Source organism: Sulfurovum aggregans (assembly GCF_055385215.1).
Map to the genome: position 1 here is coordinate 436,772 of NZ_AP042387.1, position 19,299 is coordinate 456,070.

General features: G+C 33.4%; 17 protein-coding genes. 5 read left to right on the forward strand and 12 right to left on the reverse strand.

Annotated features, from left to right (window positions below):
• Positions 1-3 precede the first annotated feature (3 nt).
• From ACZ48W_RS02065 to ACZ48W_RS02105, 9 genes are all read right to left on the reverse strand, one after another.
• On the reverse strand, positions 4-546 hold the full coding sequence (locus ACZ48W_RS02065; protein WP_464829357.1) for an FtsW/RodA/SpoVE family cell cycle protein: 543 nt from the start codon (positions 544-546) through the stop codon (positions 4-6).
• Positions 539-844 carry a hypothetical protein gene (locus ACZ48W_RS02070; protein WP_464829359.1) on the reverse strand — a complete coding sequence of 102 codons (306 nt, stop codon included), beginning with the start codon at positions 842-844 and terminating at the stop codon, positions 539-541. The genes ACZ48W_RS02065 and ACZ48W_RS02070 overlap by 8 nt, the downstream gene beginning before the upstream one ends.
• A gap of 95 nt (positions 845-939) precedes the next feature.
• On the reverse strand, positions 940-2,169 hold the full coding sequence (locus ACZ48W_RS02075; protein WP_464829361.1) for a PIN domain-containing protein: 1,230 nt from the start codon (positions 2,167-2,169) through the stop codon (positions 940-942).
• A 175-nt stretch (positions 2,170-2,344) separates the two neighbouring features.
• The gene (locus tag ACZ48W_RS02080; protein ID WP_464829363.1) at positions 2,345-3,418 is read right to left on the reverse strand and encodes a protein kinase domain-containing protein; all 1,074 of its coding nucleotides are present in this window, start codon (positions 3,416-3,418) and stop codon (positions 2,345-2,347) included.
• The gene (locus tag ACZ48W_RS02085; protein WP_464829366.1) at positions 3,390-4,415 is read right to left on the reverse strand and encodes a PP2C family serine/threonine-protein phosphatase; all 1,026 of its coding nucleotides are present in this window, start codon (positions 4,413-4,415) and stop codon (positions 3,390-3,392) included. The genes ACZ48W_RS02080 and ACZ48W_RS02085 overlap by 29 nt, the downstream gene beginning before the upstream one ends.
• Positions 4,416-4,490: 75 nt before the next feature.
• Positions 4,491-5,186 (reverse strand): vWA domain-containing protein, encoded by a 696-nt coding sequence (locus tag ACZ48W_RS02090; RefSeq protein ID WP_464829371.1) that lies wholly within the window; start codon positions 5,184-5,186, stop codon positions 4,491-4,493.
• Positions 5,187-5,451: 265 nt separating this feature from the next.
• Complete coding sequence (locus tag ACZ48W_RS02095) at positions 5,452-6,891, reverse strand: tetratricopeptide repeat-containing protein (RefSeq protein ID WP_464829373.1); 1,440 nt, start codon at positions 6,889-6,891, stop codon at positions 5,452-5,454.
• 150 nt (positions 6,892-7,041) lie between these two features.
• A complete protein-coding gene (locus ACZ48W_RS02100) occupies positions 7,042-7,575 on the reverse strand; it encodes a hypothetical protein (RefSeq protein WP_464829376.1) in 534 nt (177 codons plus the stop codon).
• 110 nt (positions 7,576-7,685) lie between these two features.
• Complete coding sequence (locus ACZ48W_RS02105) at positions 7,686-9,353, reverse strand: DUF4407 domain-containing protein (RefSeq protein ID WP_464829379.1); 1,668 nt, start codon at positions 9,351-9,353, stop codon at positions 7,686-7,688.
• Positions 9,354-9,551: 198 nt separating this feature from the next.
• Between ACZ48W_RS02105 and ACZ48W_RS02110 the strand changes: the two genes are divergently transcribed.
• The gene (locus ACZ48W_RS02110; RefSeq protein ID WP_464829381.1) at positions 9,552-11,117 is read left to right on the forward strand and encodes an AAA family ATPase; all 1,566 of its coding nucleotides are present in this window, start codon (positions 9,552-9,554) and stop codon (positions 11,115-11,117) included.
• A 317-nt stretch (positions 11,118-11,434) separates the two neighbouring features.
• Positions 11,435-11,659, forward strand: coding sequence for a hypothetical protein (locus ACZ48W_RS02115; protein ID WP_464829385.1), 225 nt, complete (start codon positions 11,435-11,437; stop codon positions 11,657-11,659).
• A gap of 89 nt (positions 11,660-11,748) precedes the next feature.
• On the opposite strand, the gene ACZ48W_RS02120 is transcribed toward ACZ48W_RS02115, so the two are convergent.
• Positions 11,749-15,840: an ATP-binding protein gene (locus ACZ48W_RS02120; RefSeq protein WP_464829388.1), complete on the reverse strand. Its 4,092-nt coding sequence runs from the start codon at positions 15,838-15,840 to the stop codon at positions 11,749-11,751.
• A 197-nt stretch (positions 15,841-16,037) separates the two neighbouring features.
• On the opposite strand from ACZ48W_RS02120, the gene ACZ48W_RS02125 reads away from it, so the two are divergent.
• From ACZ48W_RS02125 to ACZ48W_RS02135, 3 genes are all read left to right on the forward strand, one after another.
• Positions 16,038-16,268 (forward strand): CopG family transcriptional regulator, encoded by a 231-nt coding sequence (locus ACZ48W_RS02125; RefSeq protein ID WP_464829391.1) that lies wholly within the window; start codon positions 16,038-16,040, stop codon positions 16,266-16,268.
• Complete coding sequence (locus ACZ48W_RS02130) at positions 16,261-16,512, forward strand: type II toxin-antitoxin system RelE family toxin (RefSeq protein ID WP_464829394.1); 252 nt, start codon at positions 16,261-16,263, stop codon at positions 16,510-16,512. The genes ACZ48W_RS02125 and ACZ48W_RS02130 overlap by 8 nt, the downstream gene beginning before the upstream one ends.
• A 163-nt stretch (positions 16,513-16,675) precedes the next feature.
• Complete coding sequence (locus ACZ48W_RS02135; RefSeq protein WP_464829397.1) at positions 16,676-17,050, forward strand: hypothetical protein; 375 nt, start codon at positions 16,676-16,678, stop codon at positions 17,048-17,050.
• A gap of 21 nt (positions 17,051-17,071) precedes the next feature.
• Here ACZ48W_RS02135 and ACZ48W_RS02140 read toward each other — a convergent pair whose 3' ends face one another.
• The gene (locus tag ACZ48W_RS02140; RefSeq protein ID WP_464829400.1) at positions 17,072-18,862 is read right to left on the reverse strand and encodes a vWA domain-containing protein; all 1,791 of its coding nucleotides are present in this window, start codon (positions 18,860-18,862) and stop codon (positions 17,072-17,074) included.
• Positions 18,863-18,918: 56 nt separating this feature from the next.
• Positions 18,919-19,290 carry a heat shock protein transcriptional repressor HspR gene (locus tag ACZ48W_RS02145; RefSeq protein WP_464830457.1) on the reverse strand — a complete coding sequence of 124 codons (372 nt, stop codon included), beginning with the start codon at positions 19,288-19,290 and terminating at the stop codon, positions 18,919-18,921.
• Positions 19,291-19,299 lie beyond the last annotated feature (9 nt).

Below are 19,299 nucleotides of genomic sequence, written 5' to 3' on the forward strand. Positions count from 1 at the left end.
TTATCAGACTGACACGAAATTTCTAACACTCCCCCCAAGCAGTGTCAAACCAAAGAGTATCATCATAGGCATATCGAACATAGTCGTCAACAACAAGGTCAGTGCCCATACAAAACCTATACCCCATAGAATATTTTTTAAATAGCGTGTATAATACCTATCTACAAAGTCTATTAACCATAGTGCTCCAATAATAAATAATAACATCGGGTCAATAGATACCTTTCCAATCTTGAGTGCAATACTTCTTCCATTGACAAATAGTGAAAAAGAGTCTGGTCCAAGTAGCATTAAAGTAACCATCAATAAAGAGGTAACAAGCATGACTGCCCCTGTCCAATCAAACCATTTTGGATTCTCAAGCTTGCTCATGAAAAACAGTACACCTATTCCTACTGCTACCATGATCATATGCTGGATAAAATAGTGTAATGGATTATCATAATGTAGCCTCTGTGCCAATTCTGGAGAGAGTAGAAAAACTATAACACTCCCAAGTATTACCAAAAGAGAGAAAAGAATGAGTAATTTATTATTTCTAGTCATCTTTTATACCTTTATTTAAATCTGCCAAAGTCAAAGGGTCCACATTCTCCCCACATTCATTTAGCTGGAATATGAGCTTCCTGTCAACACGGCCAAGAACCAAACCTCTTTTAATCAGTTTGCTTTTTCCTATGCTTGATGAAATTATCATCACACGATCAAGTATCTGTCCTATTGATTCAGGATATATACTTTCTGCATAAAGTATGCTGCCAAACAAGAAACATATGATCATTGTTAAAATAACTTTTCTATTTATATTTTTCATCTTCTTATCACTCTCTTTCAAATATTTCAATTAATTTAGAATCCTCTAATCTGTTCTTAGTATGTTGAATCTTTTTCATGCTCTCAAGTGTAGAAAAAAACTTGACAGCATACAGTGAATATGGATCACAACCTCACTCTAAGTGGAGGATTGTCATGCAGTTTAAAATTTGAGTCCCTATGAAGAGAAAACTCTACAAGACATGGCTTACCCTCTTTTTTGTTCACTGAAAACACCTTGATCTCTTTTATCCCATTTATATTTGGATCTTCTGCCAGTCTCATGATACTTCCTGCAAGCCCACCCTGTTTTTGTCTCTTGTTATCGTTAGTGATCAAACAAAGATTGTATTTTAATCTCAGATTACAAAAGGTACTAATAAATTCTGCATCAGCAAACTTTTTTGTTACAGAATCTGTCACAGCTTCATTATAAAGAGATTTTTTACCTAGTTTGTCTAAGATCCCTCTAGCAATAAGTGCTTTTTCATAAGTCTCATCATCATCAGGATATTCCAATTTTTTTGATATTTCATACTCAACACTTTCTACAATATAAACTACATTATTACTTTTTTCCAACAATGGTATAATAGTTGTATCAATCAACTCAAGCATATTTGTATTCATCAAACTTGAAGTATCAATGAATATCAGGAAGTTATCTTCTAAAAGCTTTTTAAAATCATTATCAGTAGAGAGAGACTTCTCCAATGTACTATTTTTTTGTTTCTCCAGTTCTGCAGTTATTCTTTTGATATTTATATCACTGGTATAGCTTTTCTCGTTCCAAATCTCTGTAATATATAGCTTATAGGCTATCTCTTTAATAACATCTATCCCTACATCATACTCTGCCATCAAATCAGCCATTGTTACTCTTGCTGTCAATATCTTTTGCTCATTGTTTCCTCTGTTATACGTGGGATTATTGGCATTGGCTTTTTCCTTATTAAGCCTATGACATTCTGCAGTAATTTTTTCAGCATCTTCAAGTGACATCATTGTATTTTCGTCTACATCTCCCATATTAAGCACTTCTGCACTTGTTTTGATAAACTCCATGCTCAATGCGTGCTTCAATCTTATCTCTTTTATAGATACTTTATCATTATCTCTGTTATCTTCTATAAGGCCTATTAAAGAGGTTTGTTTATTTTGGATAACTTCTTTTTGATTCTGATCATTTTCTGTATCAACCAGGTTTTTCATACTTTCAAAATGAACAAAACCTTTATTCTCCTCTATATACGACTCATTAATATATGGATGATCATTCTGTACTTTTACTTCTTCATCATAAAAGTCTTCCCACTCATCATTACTATTTAACCTAACTTCATTTTTCTTTGACATCTTGTCTCCTTTTGGCTTTTATATTTTTTCTCAACAAGAAATTTTTGTTTCTTAATTGATAGATACATGATAAAAAAAATAAATTGGATTTTTTGGATAAAAGTATTATTGATAATAAAATAGACACATTTTTCATATAGTTACATTGCTTGAAACCATGGTTTTTTAATAGCATTTATTTTATTTTATTTTTAAGTTGACCAAACCATTTTTGAAAAAAGGTGGCCTGCTTACTTAACAAAGCAATGCTAACTTTTTTTTTAGGAATACTTGATTCAACACACCGTGCAAGGGTCTCTCCAAATACTGCCAAAGAAGTACGTTTTGATGGATAGTTATGACCCACTTCAAATGCATCTAAAAACAGTTTCTGTAGCATAAAAGGCAACTTACAAAACTTAGTATGAGGGTGCCTATTATCAAGCCCGGACAAATAACGTTTTTTACTTCCGTGAACAAACAGACCAGCTTTTATCTTACTTACAATATCTTTTTCTTTATCATATGGCTGCATATATGTTGCATTAAACGGATGTACTCCAAAGAGTAGCTCATACATGATGACCGCAAATGAAAAATTATCCCAATAAACTTCTTTCTTTCTAATTGAACTCTTATGATAAAATTCAGGTGGTGTATACTCCGGTGTGAAAACATTAGATTCATACAGCAATTTACCATTGTCAGAAACTTGAAAACTATCACAATCCACAACGGAAACTTTTGCATCAGCTGTAATCAGTACATTATCTGGTTTCATATCTACAACAATATACTTTTGTGTCTGATGGAGCATGTAAAATGTTGCGGCCAAGTTTGTACATAACTTCAATCTACCAACTATTCCTCTTTCACTTTGAAGATCAAACTTATCTTTAAATACTTGAGGTAACTGTGGACGATCTTTGAAGTTCAAAGGTTTTATTTCAAGCAAGTTGCGACTGTTTTCAAATGCCAAAGGCATAAGATAACCTTTAAACTTGTTACAATAATAAACTGCTTGCTCCGGCCAACACAAATTCACAAAGGAGTTAGTTGCTGGCTTATTTTTGCTCATATAAATGATCTTTGACTCCATTGATTCTGCTTTCGTTTCACTACGATACAACTTGATACAATACGCTTTTGCATATTTTGCCGGCTTTTTGATATGGTATACAATCCCCTCAGCCCCTTTACCCAATATAGCACTATTATTTAATGTAAGTGTTTCTCCGTTACTAAGCTTTACTGTTTTGATGTTCATCATCAACCTCCTGTAACAAAATTCCAATGATCAATGTCTTATCATCTGCCTCATTGGCTATTTTCTCTTCACCATCAGTTAAAAACGAGTCCCATGCCTTATCAAGATCTTCCCTTGATAAACTTTTTGATTGATCCACAAAATAGTCAACCACAGGATCAAAAAAAAGTTTATACGGCAAATTCACCTCAATAACCTTTTCTTGTTTATCGTCCCACCTGGAAGTTAAGTAGCAGAAGTTTTCACAACCATCACTCATAAGAGTAAAAGCTTCAACCCTTTCATTGACCACTCTACACTCTACATACCTACCTACTAATTCCAGGTTATCCCAAAATGATGCACTTATCGGCATTACATGACTTTGTGTCTCACCATTGATCGGATGCATCATGGATTTCCATTCACCATTAAGGGTACAATACCCTGCTCTACCATCCCCCACATGTGTAACTAACAACCCAATAGGAGAATAAATCACTGCAATCACTGTACAAGCAAGGTCATTCATACTATACTCATGAGATAAGGCATATTCTTTAAGAGCCAAATGAGTACGGTAAAGCACATCATATGAGACTTTATTCCACTCTGCCTGGGTTGGAAGCATTTCTGTTTCATTCCATTGATTATCCAATATATAGTCTTTAAGGTACTCACCCACCTTTCTTGAAACGAACTTAGAGCCTATATGAGACAAAGGTTTTGACCCTAGTCCATCTGAGACTATGGCTATACCCCAAAGATCATCAATTTGCTCAACATAATGGCTATCCTGACAAGGAAGAGGTGGCTCTTTTGTTACATGGTCTTTCCCCACAACAGAATCAGCCAATACCAACCACTTATCATCCAACTTCTTTTTTATTGACTTGCTTTCTTTCATCATATTTTCACTCTTATGTACTTGAATAATAAAAAAAAGCAGCATTGAACTTAATGCTGTTACGACACTTACTGTTAAAATAGTAACTTCATAAAAATGGTTTTCACTTAACATTTCTATATCCTTTTTATAACTTTTATACCTAGACAGCCACTATCAAAGTTAGATAATGGCTGCCGATTATTCCACTTAGGCTACAAAACCTTTCATCCAGGTAGGCGCAGGAAGGCTCAACTGTGCTCCATCTTGACTATTATGTACCATACTCATTGATTGATTAAGCCACTCAAAAAACTCACTGAATTTCGAACTCTCCATAGCCAAAGCACTCATCTTTTCTTCAATACCTTCCTTGGTCTTCACATAACCTGCAATTCTATTAAGAATATTCATATTTGCTCCATCCACACCGATTGGAAGCAAAACATACTTTTCTTGTTTCGTATCTTCCTCGATCTCCTGCACCAAAGCATCTACATTCCCATCTGTCGGTGCACCATCTGATATAGGTACAATCCATGGTCTTTTATAAGACTGATTAGTTTGCCTATACTCATTTTTTCTTTCTTCTACTAAACGAATGGCCTCTCTCACTCCTGCATTAAGGGCAGTCCCACCATCATTTGCATGTAGTGTAGGCATACTGATATTTGATACTAATGAAGGCTCTTGAATAACTTCAGCCTCTTCACCAAACTTTACGATAGCAATTTCTAGTCCACTGGACAACCTTACGTCATCCTGGATATCATCATAAAATTCCTGCAATGCTTTATTAAGCTGCCTAATTGGTTCTCCATTCATTGACCATGAATCATCAAGCACCAAACAACAAATCGTTTTTTCTTCATAATTGCCTTCTGGCATTCCTACTTTTGGTCCCATAGTTTACTCCTTTGGACTATTTTATTTTGTAGAGCTATTAAGACTTCTACATTCAAAAACTAACATTATCATTTTGGATAAAATGGACCGGCTAAAGGCTATTCTCGAAAGCCCAGGTCAATTATTATCTAACTTGACACCTTTTGCTTTAACAAGATAAGTATGGCGAATGGTTTTTGGATGTTTTGGATGGAAAGTTTTGTTTGATTAAAATGGAGAGGAAATAGTTGAAATAGCAAAAGGAGTCCAATAAAGTATTAAGACTTTATTGGGCAGAAACCTGTGATTGAAAGAAGTTCAAAAATTCATTAACTTGCGTATCATTTGGACAAAAGTGCATATAGAGCATCAGTTGCCTTAGGGTGGCATCTGCTTCAAATGGCTCAGGTTGTGGTGCTTTATCATATTCCAACTCTACTCCAAGACTATTACCTTGTAATAAATAAAACTCTATCGATGAAGCTATTTGCCACCAATCATTCTCATCTATTTGCCAAACTTTCTGAAGGTCATGATGTAGTTGTGATACTTCTTGTTTTATTTCACTAAATGACTTTTTGTCTTCGGTTTCTTCTTCTAGATTATGTAATATCAATGTGAGGTAAGCTATGTTGACAGCATCATAATACTTCTCCTGGTTTTCTTTTAACTCATAGGCTTCATAATAAAGTGAAAGAGATTTTGCCAATAGATCCAAATTGACATCTTCAGGTTTATTAAAGTCCCCCTGAGTATTATAGAGTGCTTTTCGTTTATAGTTTGACGCCAACAACGTAACAATCTCTGGTTCATGGAAATGATATCTCGAAGCACTATACAGATCAAGCAAAATATCTATGGCATCGTCCCAGTTTTTGATACTATCGTGAGATAGGAATATAGCTTTATGATGCATAATCGTATTTTTGTATTTATACTTAAACGGTTCTCTAGACTTCAGCAAAATATCGATGACATACAATGCATCGTCTATCTGACTATTTATTTTTAAATATTCTACCAATTTGAATAAAAATTCAGGAGAAAAACTTTCAATATCTCCTGGGACTTCAATCGGTAAACTCTGTAACAGAAAATATAGTTCATCCTCTTCAGCAACAGGCATACGATCTATATCTCCAATCACTAGATCATCCAATGGATCATTGTTTTTAGTGGGTTTTTTATACTGATCAACAATTTTTTCAAAATCCTGTACACTATTGCATGATTTCATCCAAACATCATAATTAAGATCAAAGATATCACTAATTTTTCGACGGATACTCTCTTGCTGTATACGACCTCTTTTTATACTTTTTTTGGTATTTTGCCAATTATGAACTGCCTTGGTACCATTGTTTATAATATCCCCTACTAATACTTTCAGATTTGGTTCATACTTTTCAACAAGTACACTAATTCTCTCTTTCTGTCCCTCTTTCTCTTTAAACTCTTCTATCAAAAAAAATTTTAATGATCTCTTTGCAACACTCAAACCCTCTTGTTGCATTTGCCCCAGGATTTCTTTATGATCTATTTCTTTACCCTCTTTAGCTTCTTTCAAAGCACTCACAGCAATGCTTTTAACTTTGTCTTTAATCAAAATTTCAAAATGTACTGCTAAAGCATCTCGATACTCTTTATCACTCTTAGGATTTTTTTTAGAATGAACAAACTCTATTAGAAGATCACGGTTCTCAAGTTTAGATATACCTTTACCCATATCAAGTATGTGAGCGAATATTTTATAATGCATATACAAATGAGGATACTTTGCCCTCATTATATTGAACTTCTCAAGATGTGTTACAGTCTCCTGATCTCTCATTGCCTCATTGTCATCAATATAGCCCATTACCCACCCCTTTTAAAATTATTCTCGTTCACATTCTACTTCATTAAAACTTTTTTTCTCATTTCTTGTATAATTAAATATATCTGATGTTCCACCTACTAGATCATTTGCTTTCTGATCCCATAAAAAGATCATTAAGTCACTTTTATCAACGATCTCACGACCCACCTTTTGATACTGACAATCTCGTTCATCGCCATATTCTGCAATTGATCCATAAGTGTTACCCTGACATAACTCTACCGCATTCGAACTTCTAGCCCCAATAAACAGGTTATAAAACTCATCAAATGACTCATCGTCAAAATCCCATACATAATACTCTATAGGCATAGGTAAAAGTATTTCATAGCGAAGTCCAAGTTCTTTAGCAGCATATACCATAAGTCTATCTGCACCATCAGCTAATGGTGATAAAACTATTACCTCTTTATCAGGATTTTTATCCACTATACTTTGTAATTTTTCTTTCAGCTTTTTTTGATATTCAGCTATCTTTGATGTTTTCAGATTTCTATGACCTGAGATTCCTACATAAAACTTTGGTTTCATTATTGTTCCTTTCTTCTTAATTATTATATTGGATTCTTAATAATATTGCATCATCTATCATTAATTATCATGCAATAACCTCTAGAGGGAATGATACGTTGTACCAGTTCCTAAGCTATTTGTTGTGATGCATAAGCATTTACAGACTGCTTCAGCATATCATCAAGTTCATCATCACGTACATGATGGGATGATGCTTTCAGTCTTGTTTGCCACCTTGCTTCTATTAGCTCTCTTTTCTTTTTTTCAATCTCAATTTCTTCTTGCAAATTATTAATAGTTGCACCTTTATTTTCAAGAAAATTTTCTGTGACTCTTTTTGCACGCATTTGAAGTTTTGTTGCATAAACAGTGGGAGGGCCAAATAGCATTTTACTAATAACTGGGATCACCTCTAAAAAGATCAAAAATCCCTTTACAATCCAGGAAAAGAATGAAATTTCGTCTCCATAAACTGGATCTTTAGAAAGCTCTTTAAACGCAATAAAACGACTCATCATTCCATCTCTAAAAGGGATAAACTCAGGACTTTGCATAACCTCTTGATAGTATTTTTTGACATATTGTTCCTTATTTAACAATAGATCTTCTAATCTTTTCTGTACTCTTTGAAGAGTGTTTTTTAGTCGTTCCTTAATAGATTCAGCATTTGCCTGAAAATTCTCTTCAACTTTTTGCTTATACTCCTTTTCAGCCTTATTTATACTATCTATTTGTTGAATCATATCTTTTTCCAAGGTTTGAATTTGTTGATCATGCTTCTGCCTGATAGTCTTTATCATAGAGTTTACCTCATATAGTTTTTTCTCTTCGATATCTATCCCTTTTTTCAACTGTTCCTTGCGTTTTTTATACATTTTGGCTATTTTTCCTTCTTTTTGAATCCCTGTTGCCTTAATCATCTTATCTCCAATTTTTATCTCCTTAACTCCTCCAACTTCTGCTTGATAAAGAAGACCCATCTCATTATATTCACTTAAAAGTCTTTTCATTTGTTCCTCAATAGGCGTTCTATCAAGCTTTAAGTTTGCTATTTTTTGCTCTAGTTCTTTTTCAAGCACTAAAATATTAGATTTTATTTTCTCTGCATACTCTTTCTTTTCACTTTTAAATCCATTTACTACCTTATCCTTTGCCCAGGAGAATACTCCACTATTGATATTTTGGATCTGTTCCAATAACTTAATTTCCTCTTTTTTGAGTTCTTCCTCTTCTGCATCCAATGTATCAGCATATTTTGTTAATGCATCATAGTGTTCTTTATTTTCATTAAGATGTTTTTTTTGCATAGCAGAAAGTAATTCTGACTCATAAAACTTTAGCTCCAGGAAGATCGAAAGAGCATATGCCAAAGAAAGTGAGATCACCAGTCTAACAGTAATTCTAAAGAACTTAGAGAAAATATTTTTACTTTTCTCCCATATCGTACTCTCTTCACCATAAGGAGCATGCAGAAACCAGTCTGACTGATAAAAAGCTCTATCAAATAAAAATATGACCAGAGCAATAATAAAAGCAATCAATGCATATTTTAAATAGTCCACATATGAAAATGGATGACTTTCAAACTTAACTGAGCTGGATTGTGGGTCAAAAAGAATTTGAGCTCCATCTATATAAGTCATGGAATAAAAAACAACCCCAAATAAAACCACAAACGTAAGAGAAAGGGCATACCCTATATGATTTGCCCATATCTTATCTGACTCAGGGCACTCATCTAGTAAATTCTCATCAACTGCTGCTACACGTCTTGCAAACTTTTTAACGTTCAACATGTAAAACTCCTTATATTTTGATAAGGAAATATCACATAACTATTTTGGATTTTTTAGATGATAAGTTGTAAGGCATATGAGTAAGGGGATGCATGTCTCTAGTATTATGGAGTCAATTCACAACCCATCAATCTTATCCAAAATATCCATTTTAAAGGATGTAAACTCCTTTATGAAACAACCAATAAGGAGTAACCAATGTCACAAACAAATCCAAATCCAAAAGAAAACGCTACCTCTAACTGGCTAAAAAAGTTTGACAAAAAAGTATGGTCAAAGCTTTCTGAAAGTTCAAAACGAAAGCTCTGTCAAAGATTTGAGTTGGAATATCAAACCTTTATGCAGGTCAATGATATAGTAAAACAGATCGATCTTCCTGTACCCCCACGTTCTTTTACAATTGCAGCGTTAAATGAAACTAAAATCAAAAAACAGAAACTTATAAGACAAAACCCCTATAAAGATCTATGGATGGATAAGATCTCTTATGATATCGATCAATGGGGTACTATCAGAACAAATAGACCCTATTATGGACTTTTAAAAAATGCTTCTGTTTCAGAAGATCAAAAAATGCTGTTTGAGAAACTTCTAGTAAGCTCATCCTCCCTAAATAAAGATGAAAAGATCAAGGTTTTGACTGCAGTACCTCAATTATCTATTTTCCAAATAACTGAGTTAATACATACATTTAAAGAAGAATCTTCAAAGTTTAATGAGCTATTTCTTGAACACAGAAATGATGTAGAGCAACTAATTAAAAAAGTTGAAAAAGAGTGGGATGAAATTGAACCAAATCTCTCCTACTATATAGGTACCGAAGAAAACCCAAAAGTCATATTGGATAAACATAAACATCTCAGCCCAAAGTCTATCAAAAAGGCTATGGAAGAGTCTATCAAAGGCCAAAGCCTTGCTGTACAAACGATCGCAACACAACTCTATTATCAACATAAGGTCAAGTTTTTCTATGAAAAGGAAGAATTGATGCCTTCACTTGAGCCTATCTTAGTCAGTGGTACTACAGGTTCAGGAAAATCTTTCCTGCTGAAAACCGGCTGTGATATCATCGGGCTTCCCTATCTGCATGTTGACTGTAGTTCTATGGTCTCTGCAGGTATTAAAGGATACAGTATTGGCGATATTATAAAAGATCTTCTTAGAAAAACAAACTATAATGTAAAAGATACTGAAACTGCAATTATTATCCTGGATGAAGTAGACAAACTACTGGCACATCATGATGGTCACTCCATACTTTTCCAACTTCTGCACCTTGTAGAGGGTAGAGATATTCCTATCGATAGATCATCACATAGTGAGGAAAAAGAGTTTGCAAAAATAAACTCTATTTCTACAGATAAAATGCTCTTTATCTTTGCCGGTTCATTTCAAACACTTATTGATGACAAAAACTCACAAAGTGGTTTTATTAAAGAAGATCTTGATAATAAACCTATCTCTATCAGTGATATTGAGAAGACTGGATTACCTAAAGAGTTGCTAGGCCGTATAAGTGACATAGTAGTTCTCAATAAGCTTCAGAGAGAAGACTACCGATCAATCTTACTTGAAAGCAAACACTCCCCAATTAAAAAGTATCAAAAAATGCTTGCGATCAATGACGATGAGCACTATTTAAGTGAAGATGAAATCGAAGAGATCATTGACCACGCAGAAAACAGCATATATGGTGCAAGATCATTAAAAGTCGTCAAGAAATATTTTGATGAAAAACTTTTTGATGCTCCCTCAACTATGTAAGTACCACATTCTCAAGGAGATCTCATGGAATTTCTAGGTTTAGTGATTTTTATCATTATCATTGCCAAACTTTTAATATGGATTTTACCTATAAGCATTTTTACATCCTCATCTGGATTCTGGACAGGGTTTTGGGTCTATATCTGGTCAACATCAGGGTTTAAAAAACTGATCAAAGTTTTAGTACTTGGTTTCAGTTTCTTATTTGTATTGTTCTTTTTCAAAATGATATTAAAGAGCTGATTGTCTTTAATAAAATCTAAAATATCCAAACCACAAAAGTTATAAGTTTGACATATCAATAAAAAGGATAAAAAATGGCATATGCTATCAATGTTATGGTTATCGACAAAAAAACGAACAGAGGTCTCTCAGGACAACGTGTAAAGCTATATGGAGGTACAGAAATGAAAACAAAGAGTAATGGTATGACTACACTCATTTCTGAGTCATCATCTGTTACAGTTTACGTCAATGGATTTCAAGTCTATAGTGGTGGTGCTTCCAGTGCTTCTAACCCTATTATTTATGAGAAAGGGTAACCTTTCTCAAATACTGAGTGTACATTATAGTTCCAGTCAGATATGACCTGTTCTCTTAACTCTTTCAAACACATTCTATACTGATCAACTTACTGATCTCTTTTTTTATTTTCTCTAATATCTATTATATAATTTTTCTTTTCAATAATCTCACACACTTCTGTAAGAATCAATAACTCTTTTCTTGAAAGTATCTCTTCCGTTAATAATGTCGTATGCGTAAGAAGTATATCATATTGCTCAGTGACTATTTTTTTATATATCTCTTCTGTTTTCTCCAGGACATCATATGCATATCCCATTCCTTCAAGCATCTTTGCAAAAATACGATTTTCCAATGACAATGCCATAGAAATTAATATTTTTTTATTTGTAATAACTTCTTTTGTTTCTATCTTATTACTACTGATATCTTTCTCTCTACTTATATCATTATCATTGAATGCTGATCTTATTTTATTGATCAGTCCTCTGGCCTGCGCACCCTTGAGAAAACTTTTCGGAGTAAGGTTCCCAAGTACAAGATTAGAGTTTTTTGCAAAGTCCAATACATCTTCTGTGGACATACCAACTTCTTCTGCAATCTCTGGGATTGTTACTGTTTCTATTATATCCAATCCCAATTTCAATCCGTTTTGCCACAAGATTACAACTTTTACATTATTACCAATTTTATATATACTGGATAAACGATCTCTTTCCTCTTGAGAAAGTTTTTTTGTATTATATAATCCGTTAAGACCACTTGATAAACTGATAAATATACCAAAATCAACTATCTTTTTAATTCTACCTACATATATCTTTCCTAATTCATATTGATATTTTTCTTTCATAATACCTATAATCTCACTCCTATTGCATTTGGCTTCACTTAATACATTTTGAGCATACACTATATTTTTATAATAATTTATCATATTCCTGTTCATTGCTGTCTGAATGGTCTTTTTCGCAAGATAAAATCTTCTGATATCTATATAGTAGTTGGCCAGATCTAAAATAGATTTTTCTCTTAAATTTAACTCATTGTTATTGATCACAGAATATAGGAGCTCTTTTATTATGTTCGTATATATCGGTTTATCTTTATTTTCAATTGTTTTTAAAATATTTGCAACGATATTTTTAGGGAAATCATATTCTTGATTCTTCAAATAAAAATTCGATAGAATATTAAATATTAGCAGGGCTCTGTTCCGATACTCTCTATACGCTTCACTGGTAGTAATATACCGAAAACTAACTCCATATTTTTTTTGCCTATAGCAATATTGTGCATATTCGGCCAAAGTTCTATTATTTACATAAGTTTTATGTTCCATATATAGCATGAGATACAAATCCATAGGTGAAGTTTTCAATAGTGGAAAATACTTTTCATAACTTATACCTTCATGCTTTATTTTTTCTCTTGCCGAATCTATAATTGACATCATATTAATATACTTTGCAGCTAAAGAGTTTAAACCGTAATCTTTAATATAAAGACTTATATTCTCTCTCGAAGCCAATGCTACACTTACAACCGAACTTCTAAATATTCTCCCTTGTAATTGGGGAAGACTCATGCTGTTCATCACTTTTAAAACAACATTGAAAGCCCAGGACAGTAAATTAACTGCCGTCTCAGATGAAAACTCTTTTTTATTCTCATCACTGTATAAATTAAAAAGTTTAAGGATTAATATAGGGGTTCTACCTACATAATGACGAAAAAAGTAATCTAATATTTTAGATATATCGGTTTGTTTTAAGAGGTTTTCACTTATTAATACGTCAAATATAGCGAAGTCTCCTTTTAATTTATTTTCAATCAAGTAGTCAATATCGAAATACGACATCTTAAGAAGATTTTTATTTTTCAAGATACTGGATAAAAATCTAAATGAGTAACCATCAAATTTATACTTTTTCATCATATGTTTATAGATCAGATTTAAGTCATACCTATCTTCTATCTGAAAGGGACTAGAGTAAAAACAATCAAAACTCAGTAGATATATCAAGTTTTTATTTTCAATAGGCGCTAAATCATCTAAAGAGTGATACAATTCATTAATGATCTTTCTTATTTCAGCTTTTGTACCTTCTTTTACCTTTTTTTCTTCAATAAATGACTTGTTGGTAAGTAGATACTTTACAATATTACTATTGGTATAGTAATCTTCTATCAATAAGTCAAGGTTCAAATAATGAACTTCTCTTAACCTTGAATCAGTATTAGTATAAAAATATTTAGATAAATTAAAATCCAATTCTTTATAATCAAAGCTCCAACCTTCTTTAAAATAGTAGTTTCTTGTTTCAATATAAAAACTTCTATATTTTTTAAATGCATTTCGATCTTCTATGGTTAGCTTATAAAAATGTTCAATAAGGGTATCCAAGAGAGATTTTTTATCATTTGTATCCAATAAAACACTGTTTAAGATGAGTTTCTTTAGGTCAAACAGGTCGTGAACACCTGACTTGTGTACTATAATATCAAAATTTCTAAAAATATATGATTCAAAAACATTTGTAAACTCAATATTGTGCTCTCTCAGACAACTGAATATGGTATTGATCTTATGAAAACATTTAATATATGTGCTCATAATGTTTTCAAACATTTTTTCACTATCACCACCATAATATGTCTCTAAAACAGTATTGAAGATCTCCTCATCGTAAAATTGAGAGATCCCGCTAAATGTATCTTCTTCATATGTTAAAAGAAATTTTTCCCGTAATCTATTTAAAGCTTTAGCCATGTTGGTCTCAGGCAGAAACACATCTCTGTACCATAATTTTCTATTCTTTCTCGTAAAAAAATAAACAACTGATAAAACATCTAGAAAATTTAGTTCATACTCATCTAAAATTGTTTTATTCTCTTTAAGTAATACTTTAATAGTATCATTTAAATGACTATCAAAATAGATGATTGAACTTAAAAATGCCATTGGCTTTTGTTGCGTTATCATGTTTTGCAACACTTGCATATTTTTAGCTTCCGGAAATTTGTTTTGATATATCTCTACAATATGCGCACGCTCTTCTGAATAGTTACCGATATCAAATTTTTGATATCCTTCAAAATAAGCATAGTCTATATATTTTTCAAAAACACTGAACCCATCATTGTTTCCAGACTGATCGGAGCTCAATAGTAAATGGAACTTATTTTCATTGATTACCATACTTAACAACTTTTCCAGGCTATCAATGTCTTTAAAGTTTATTTTTTCGACAATAACGATCACATTTGACTTTTCCGACGATTCTATATATTCCAGACTCTCTATAAAAGCAGAATCAATACCATCCTCACTGATATATATATGATTGTTTGATTCTTTTAACAGTTCTCCTATGCATTGCCTTATAAGTGTTGTCTTTCCACATCCGGACTCACCTGTTAGTAACAAAATATTTTTACTGGTTTCCGACTGCATTCCTGATAATAACTCTGTTTGTATTTTTCGTTCAAAAAATAAGTGTTTATTGTTAGCCGTATAGGTAAAGTCATTTTTAAAATGATTATCTCCTCCTTGCGTTAAATTGGCTTTCAAATAATTTTCATCTAAACACTTTAACATATTAGGCTGCGCCGCTAATGTTTTATAAGGAAAATTTTTCTTGATCTTTTTCACAAGTTTTTTATAGTCAGTACTCTTAAATACCCAGCCACTTTTATCAAACATATTGTATAAAAAAACCTCACTTGAAGTAAGGCAAGTACCAAATTGAGATACTCTTGCCGTTCCTGCTGTTTTTTTTAAATGAGTTTCCAAATATTTCTCTATAAATTTAGAAGATTTTTTTTGTAGTTTATGATACATTCCTTCATTGGCTAAAAACTCTGAACCCAACTCTTTTTGAAAATCTTCATCAACTATAGGAAAAACATTTCTTCCTAAGCCTTCTCCCTCATGTCTTCTTATAATCTCTCTTACTTCTTCTATGCAGTAGCGACTTTTTATCAAATACTTTTTAGAAATAATTATAATTATTATTTTACTTGAACCTATTGCAGTCATCAGTGCATCTATATTAAAGTCTTCGTCATTTTTTATTTTTGACGCATACTCTTCTATTTTATAATCTTTTTCAAGTAATGGAACAATTAAGTCTCTTAACTTATTTGATGATGGACAATTAGCATATGATATATGTATTACTTGTTTTTTACTCACAGTTACTCCCCCCCACATTGACCAAAAACCTGTTTTAACTCTATTAAATGTTATCTAAAATATCTAAAATCTTTCAACTACTATGCTATTAATTATGGCTCTTCGTAAAATTAGTGACTTTTGTAAGTAGTTATGACTTGACATATTAATTATTATGCACTACAATTGTATCTACAAATAGTTAAGGAGATTCTACAATGAAACAAGCTATAAATATTAGACTTGAGAAAGATGTCATTGAAAGCTTAGATATGTATGCACACGAATTAGATAAAACACGTACTAGTCTTATAGAAAAGTCTATAGAACTCTATTTTGATAAATTAGATGAAATGGTTGCAGATAAACGTATAGATAATCTTAAAAGTGGTAAGAGTACTGTAGTACCATTAGAAAAAGTATTCGCAAAGGCCGGGATAAGTGTATAAGGTAGCTTTTGAATCAAGTGCCGAAAAAGAGTTCTTAAAGTTACAAAAGTCCATACAGGAACTGGTAGCTGCAAAAATCATTGATCTTCGCAATGGCAATTTTTCTAACGATAAAAGACTGCAAGGAAAACACAAAGGTAAATTTAGAAAAAGAGCCGGTGATTATAGAATAGTTTATCTCAAAGAAAATAATTTACTCGTAGTTACCGTTATTAGGATTGCTCATAGAAAAGAGGTCTATTAAAGATCAAGGTCACTAATTTTACGAAGAGCCAATATTTTTAATTAAGCCATCACTTACTTATTTCCCGGGAATAGCATTATTTCATTAGGTTTTATCCTATTACTTTACATTTTCCATACTAAAAAAATATACTATAATAAAGAAAAGATGAAAGGAGTATATCATGCATAAAATATTGAAGATCACACTTCTTGCAGCTTCCGTACTGCTGATGCAGGGTTGTGCTACACATGAGAATTTTGTAAAGAAATATGACTCATGGGTTGGCAGGAATATCAGTTATCTTGTAGCCCAGATAGGCTATCCGGACAGTACCTACATTCTGCCGAACAAAAATAAAGTCTATGTCTATGAAAGATCAAGGGTCTATTCCCTCCCTTCTATGCCGGTCATGGGGTATGGCTACTATGACGGATATGCAATGTTCGGGTATGGTAATGAAGTGATGCAGGAGAGATGTAAACTTTTTATCGAGACCAATAAGAAAGGTACGATCGTAAAATGGGGATCACGCGGCAATCACTGTGTCAGTCAGTAGCAATAGAATGGTCTCTCCATTCTATCTGCCAAAATAACTATGCCAGTCATCTACCTTCTCTTCCTCGCTGTCTCTAAGTTTATTTTTCAATAAACGGTTTAAAACTTTTAACTCTTTATTCAAACTCTTATCCCGTAACTGTTTCATCTCATGCGTATAGTGCCGTCTGAAAAGTGAGAAGATTTTTTGGTATCCTTGACTTACCTGCAGTTTACATGATCTTCTCTCCCAGGTTTTCAACTTCTTATAAATCGGTCTGACAGGCGGATATATCATACACCTTTGCATAATCCGGATCGGTGGCTGATATAGATACTCAACCTTGTCATTGCATCCTGCTCTGGCATCGATGATCCAGTTCTTCATAAGCGTTACATACTCGGCAAGCAGGATCGCTTTTCTTATGCCCTTGTTATCATAATATCCGTTTTCTTCAAGTAGTGTCTGACGGCTGAAATTGACTTTTTGGCTGTTATGATACTTTTTGCCTCTGGTATCTTTATAACTTACACTGAGTCTGATATCTTCAGCATTTCCTGTTTTTTTAAGACGCAAAAGGATCACTCCCCCTTTATTGCGTTTACCATCACTGGCACTTGGGAACAGAGTATTTACCTTCATAATACAGCCGGTAGAGAGGTTTGCCTGAGGAGAACCGTATACTGCATCTATTTTGTACCCTCTGCTTGCAAGTTTTAACTCCAAGTCATAAACCAATGGCGTTACCATATAGTCAAACTCTTTATCCATACGTTTTTTAAACTCTTTACTGGAATGTACAGAATAGTAGTTCGCCCCCTTTGTTTTACTCACATATTCAACCAAATTGGCATTAAAATCTACACCTACACCTATGAATGTAGTGTGTATCCCTCGTTTACTGGCTTTTTTTGCCATACCAAAGAGTCTGTCTTTATTTAATTCACCGGAGTTTGGCATAGCATCCGTGATAAAAATAATACGATTTTCATACCCTTTTTTCTTTATCCTGTCAAAATATTTCAACCCTGCCCTGTACCCTGCACTCCAATTTGTGCCACCCCTGTCTCTAAGTACCAAAATATGTTTTTTGATCGCTTTCATATCGGTATAGGCTACTTTACGTAAAGGTTTTACAGGATAGGCACCGTCATCAAAAAGGACCACACCAAGGCTGTCATTCGGTTTTAGGTGATCAAGCATTGCGACAATGGATTCATTGGCTATCTGCATCTTGCTTTTATTGTCTGAACTTCTTTTTTTCCCATCGTAATAATATTTGTCAAAACGTGACCCCATAGAACCGGAGATATCCAATACCACTACAAGATTAAGATTTTTACGTTTAAAATCACTCTCATTAATACCTGAGTTAAGTCCTACACTCAAATAATAGTGTTTATCTCCGGTATAGATATCTTTTGTGACAGCCTTGGAATAAGAGGGACAGAAAAGTGATCGGCACTCTCCCCTCAATCCTGTGTCGAAATAGTGTTGATAATAGGTTCCTTCATACGTAATAGCATCAATTTGGGGAATATACCCCTGCTTGATATTCTCTATAAAATTATCTGTATCCTTTGCTCCACCCACTGCCAAACCTATTTTTTTAGCCATAGGTGCCGGTGCAGCCATAGCAACTACCGGTGCTACAGGAGTAATATTACCTCCCATACCTCTGGAATATTTCATATATCTGTTCGACTTTTTTATTGTCTTTTTCTGTCTGACAGTCGCATTGCTGTCCCAGTCATCGATCTGTTTCGGTTTTTTTGCATAGATATCAAGGGTAAAGAGAGAAAGTAGAAATATGAATAAAAGAAGTTTTTTCATGCCAAATCCTTTAAGGTCTTTGGCATAGTATAATATATTACCGTGTCAGAATTGTGTCAATCCTCAAAAATGATGATGTCATAATTGCTTTTAGTGACCAATGCTTTGCTTACATGTACCGAACCGTTACGGTTGACCCTGCTCAGTTCATCACGTAGCTGGTCTATCTCACTTTGCATCTGGCCGATCTGCTCTTTGAGTTGAAGCACGATATCCACACCTGCAAGATTCACACCCATTTGACGGGTCAAACGCAAAATAAGTTTCATTCGGTCGATATCCCTCTGTGAATAGAGACGCATACGTCCCTGGGTACGGGACGGTTCTACAAGTCCCTCTCTTTCATACTGTCTCAGTGTCTGAGGGTGAATGTCCAACATCGTAGCCACAACAGAAATAAGATAAACCGGTTCATCATAACTATGCATCATCTACTC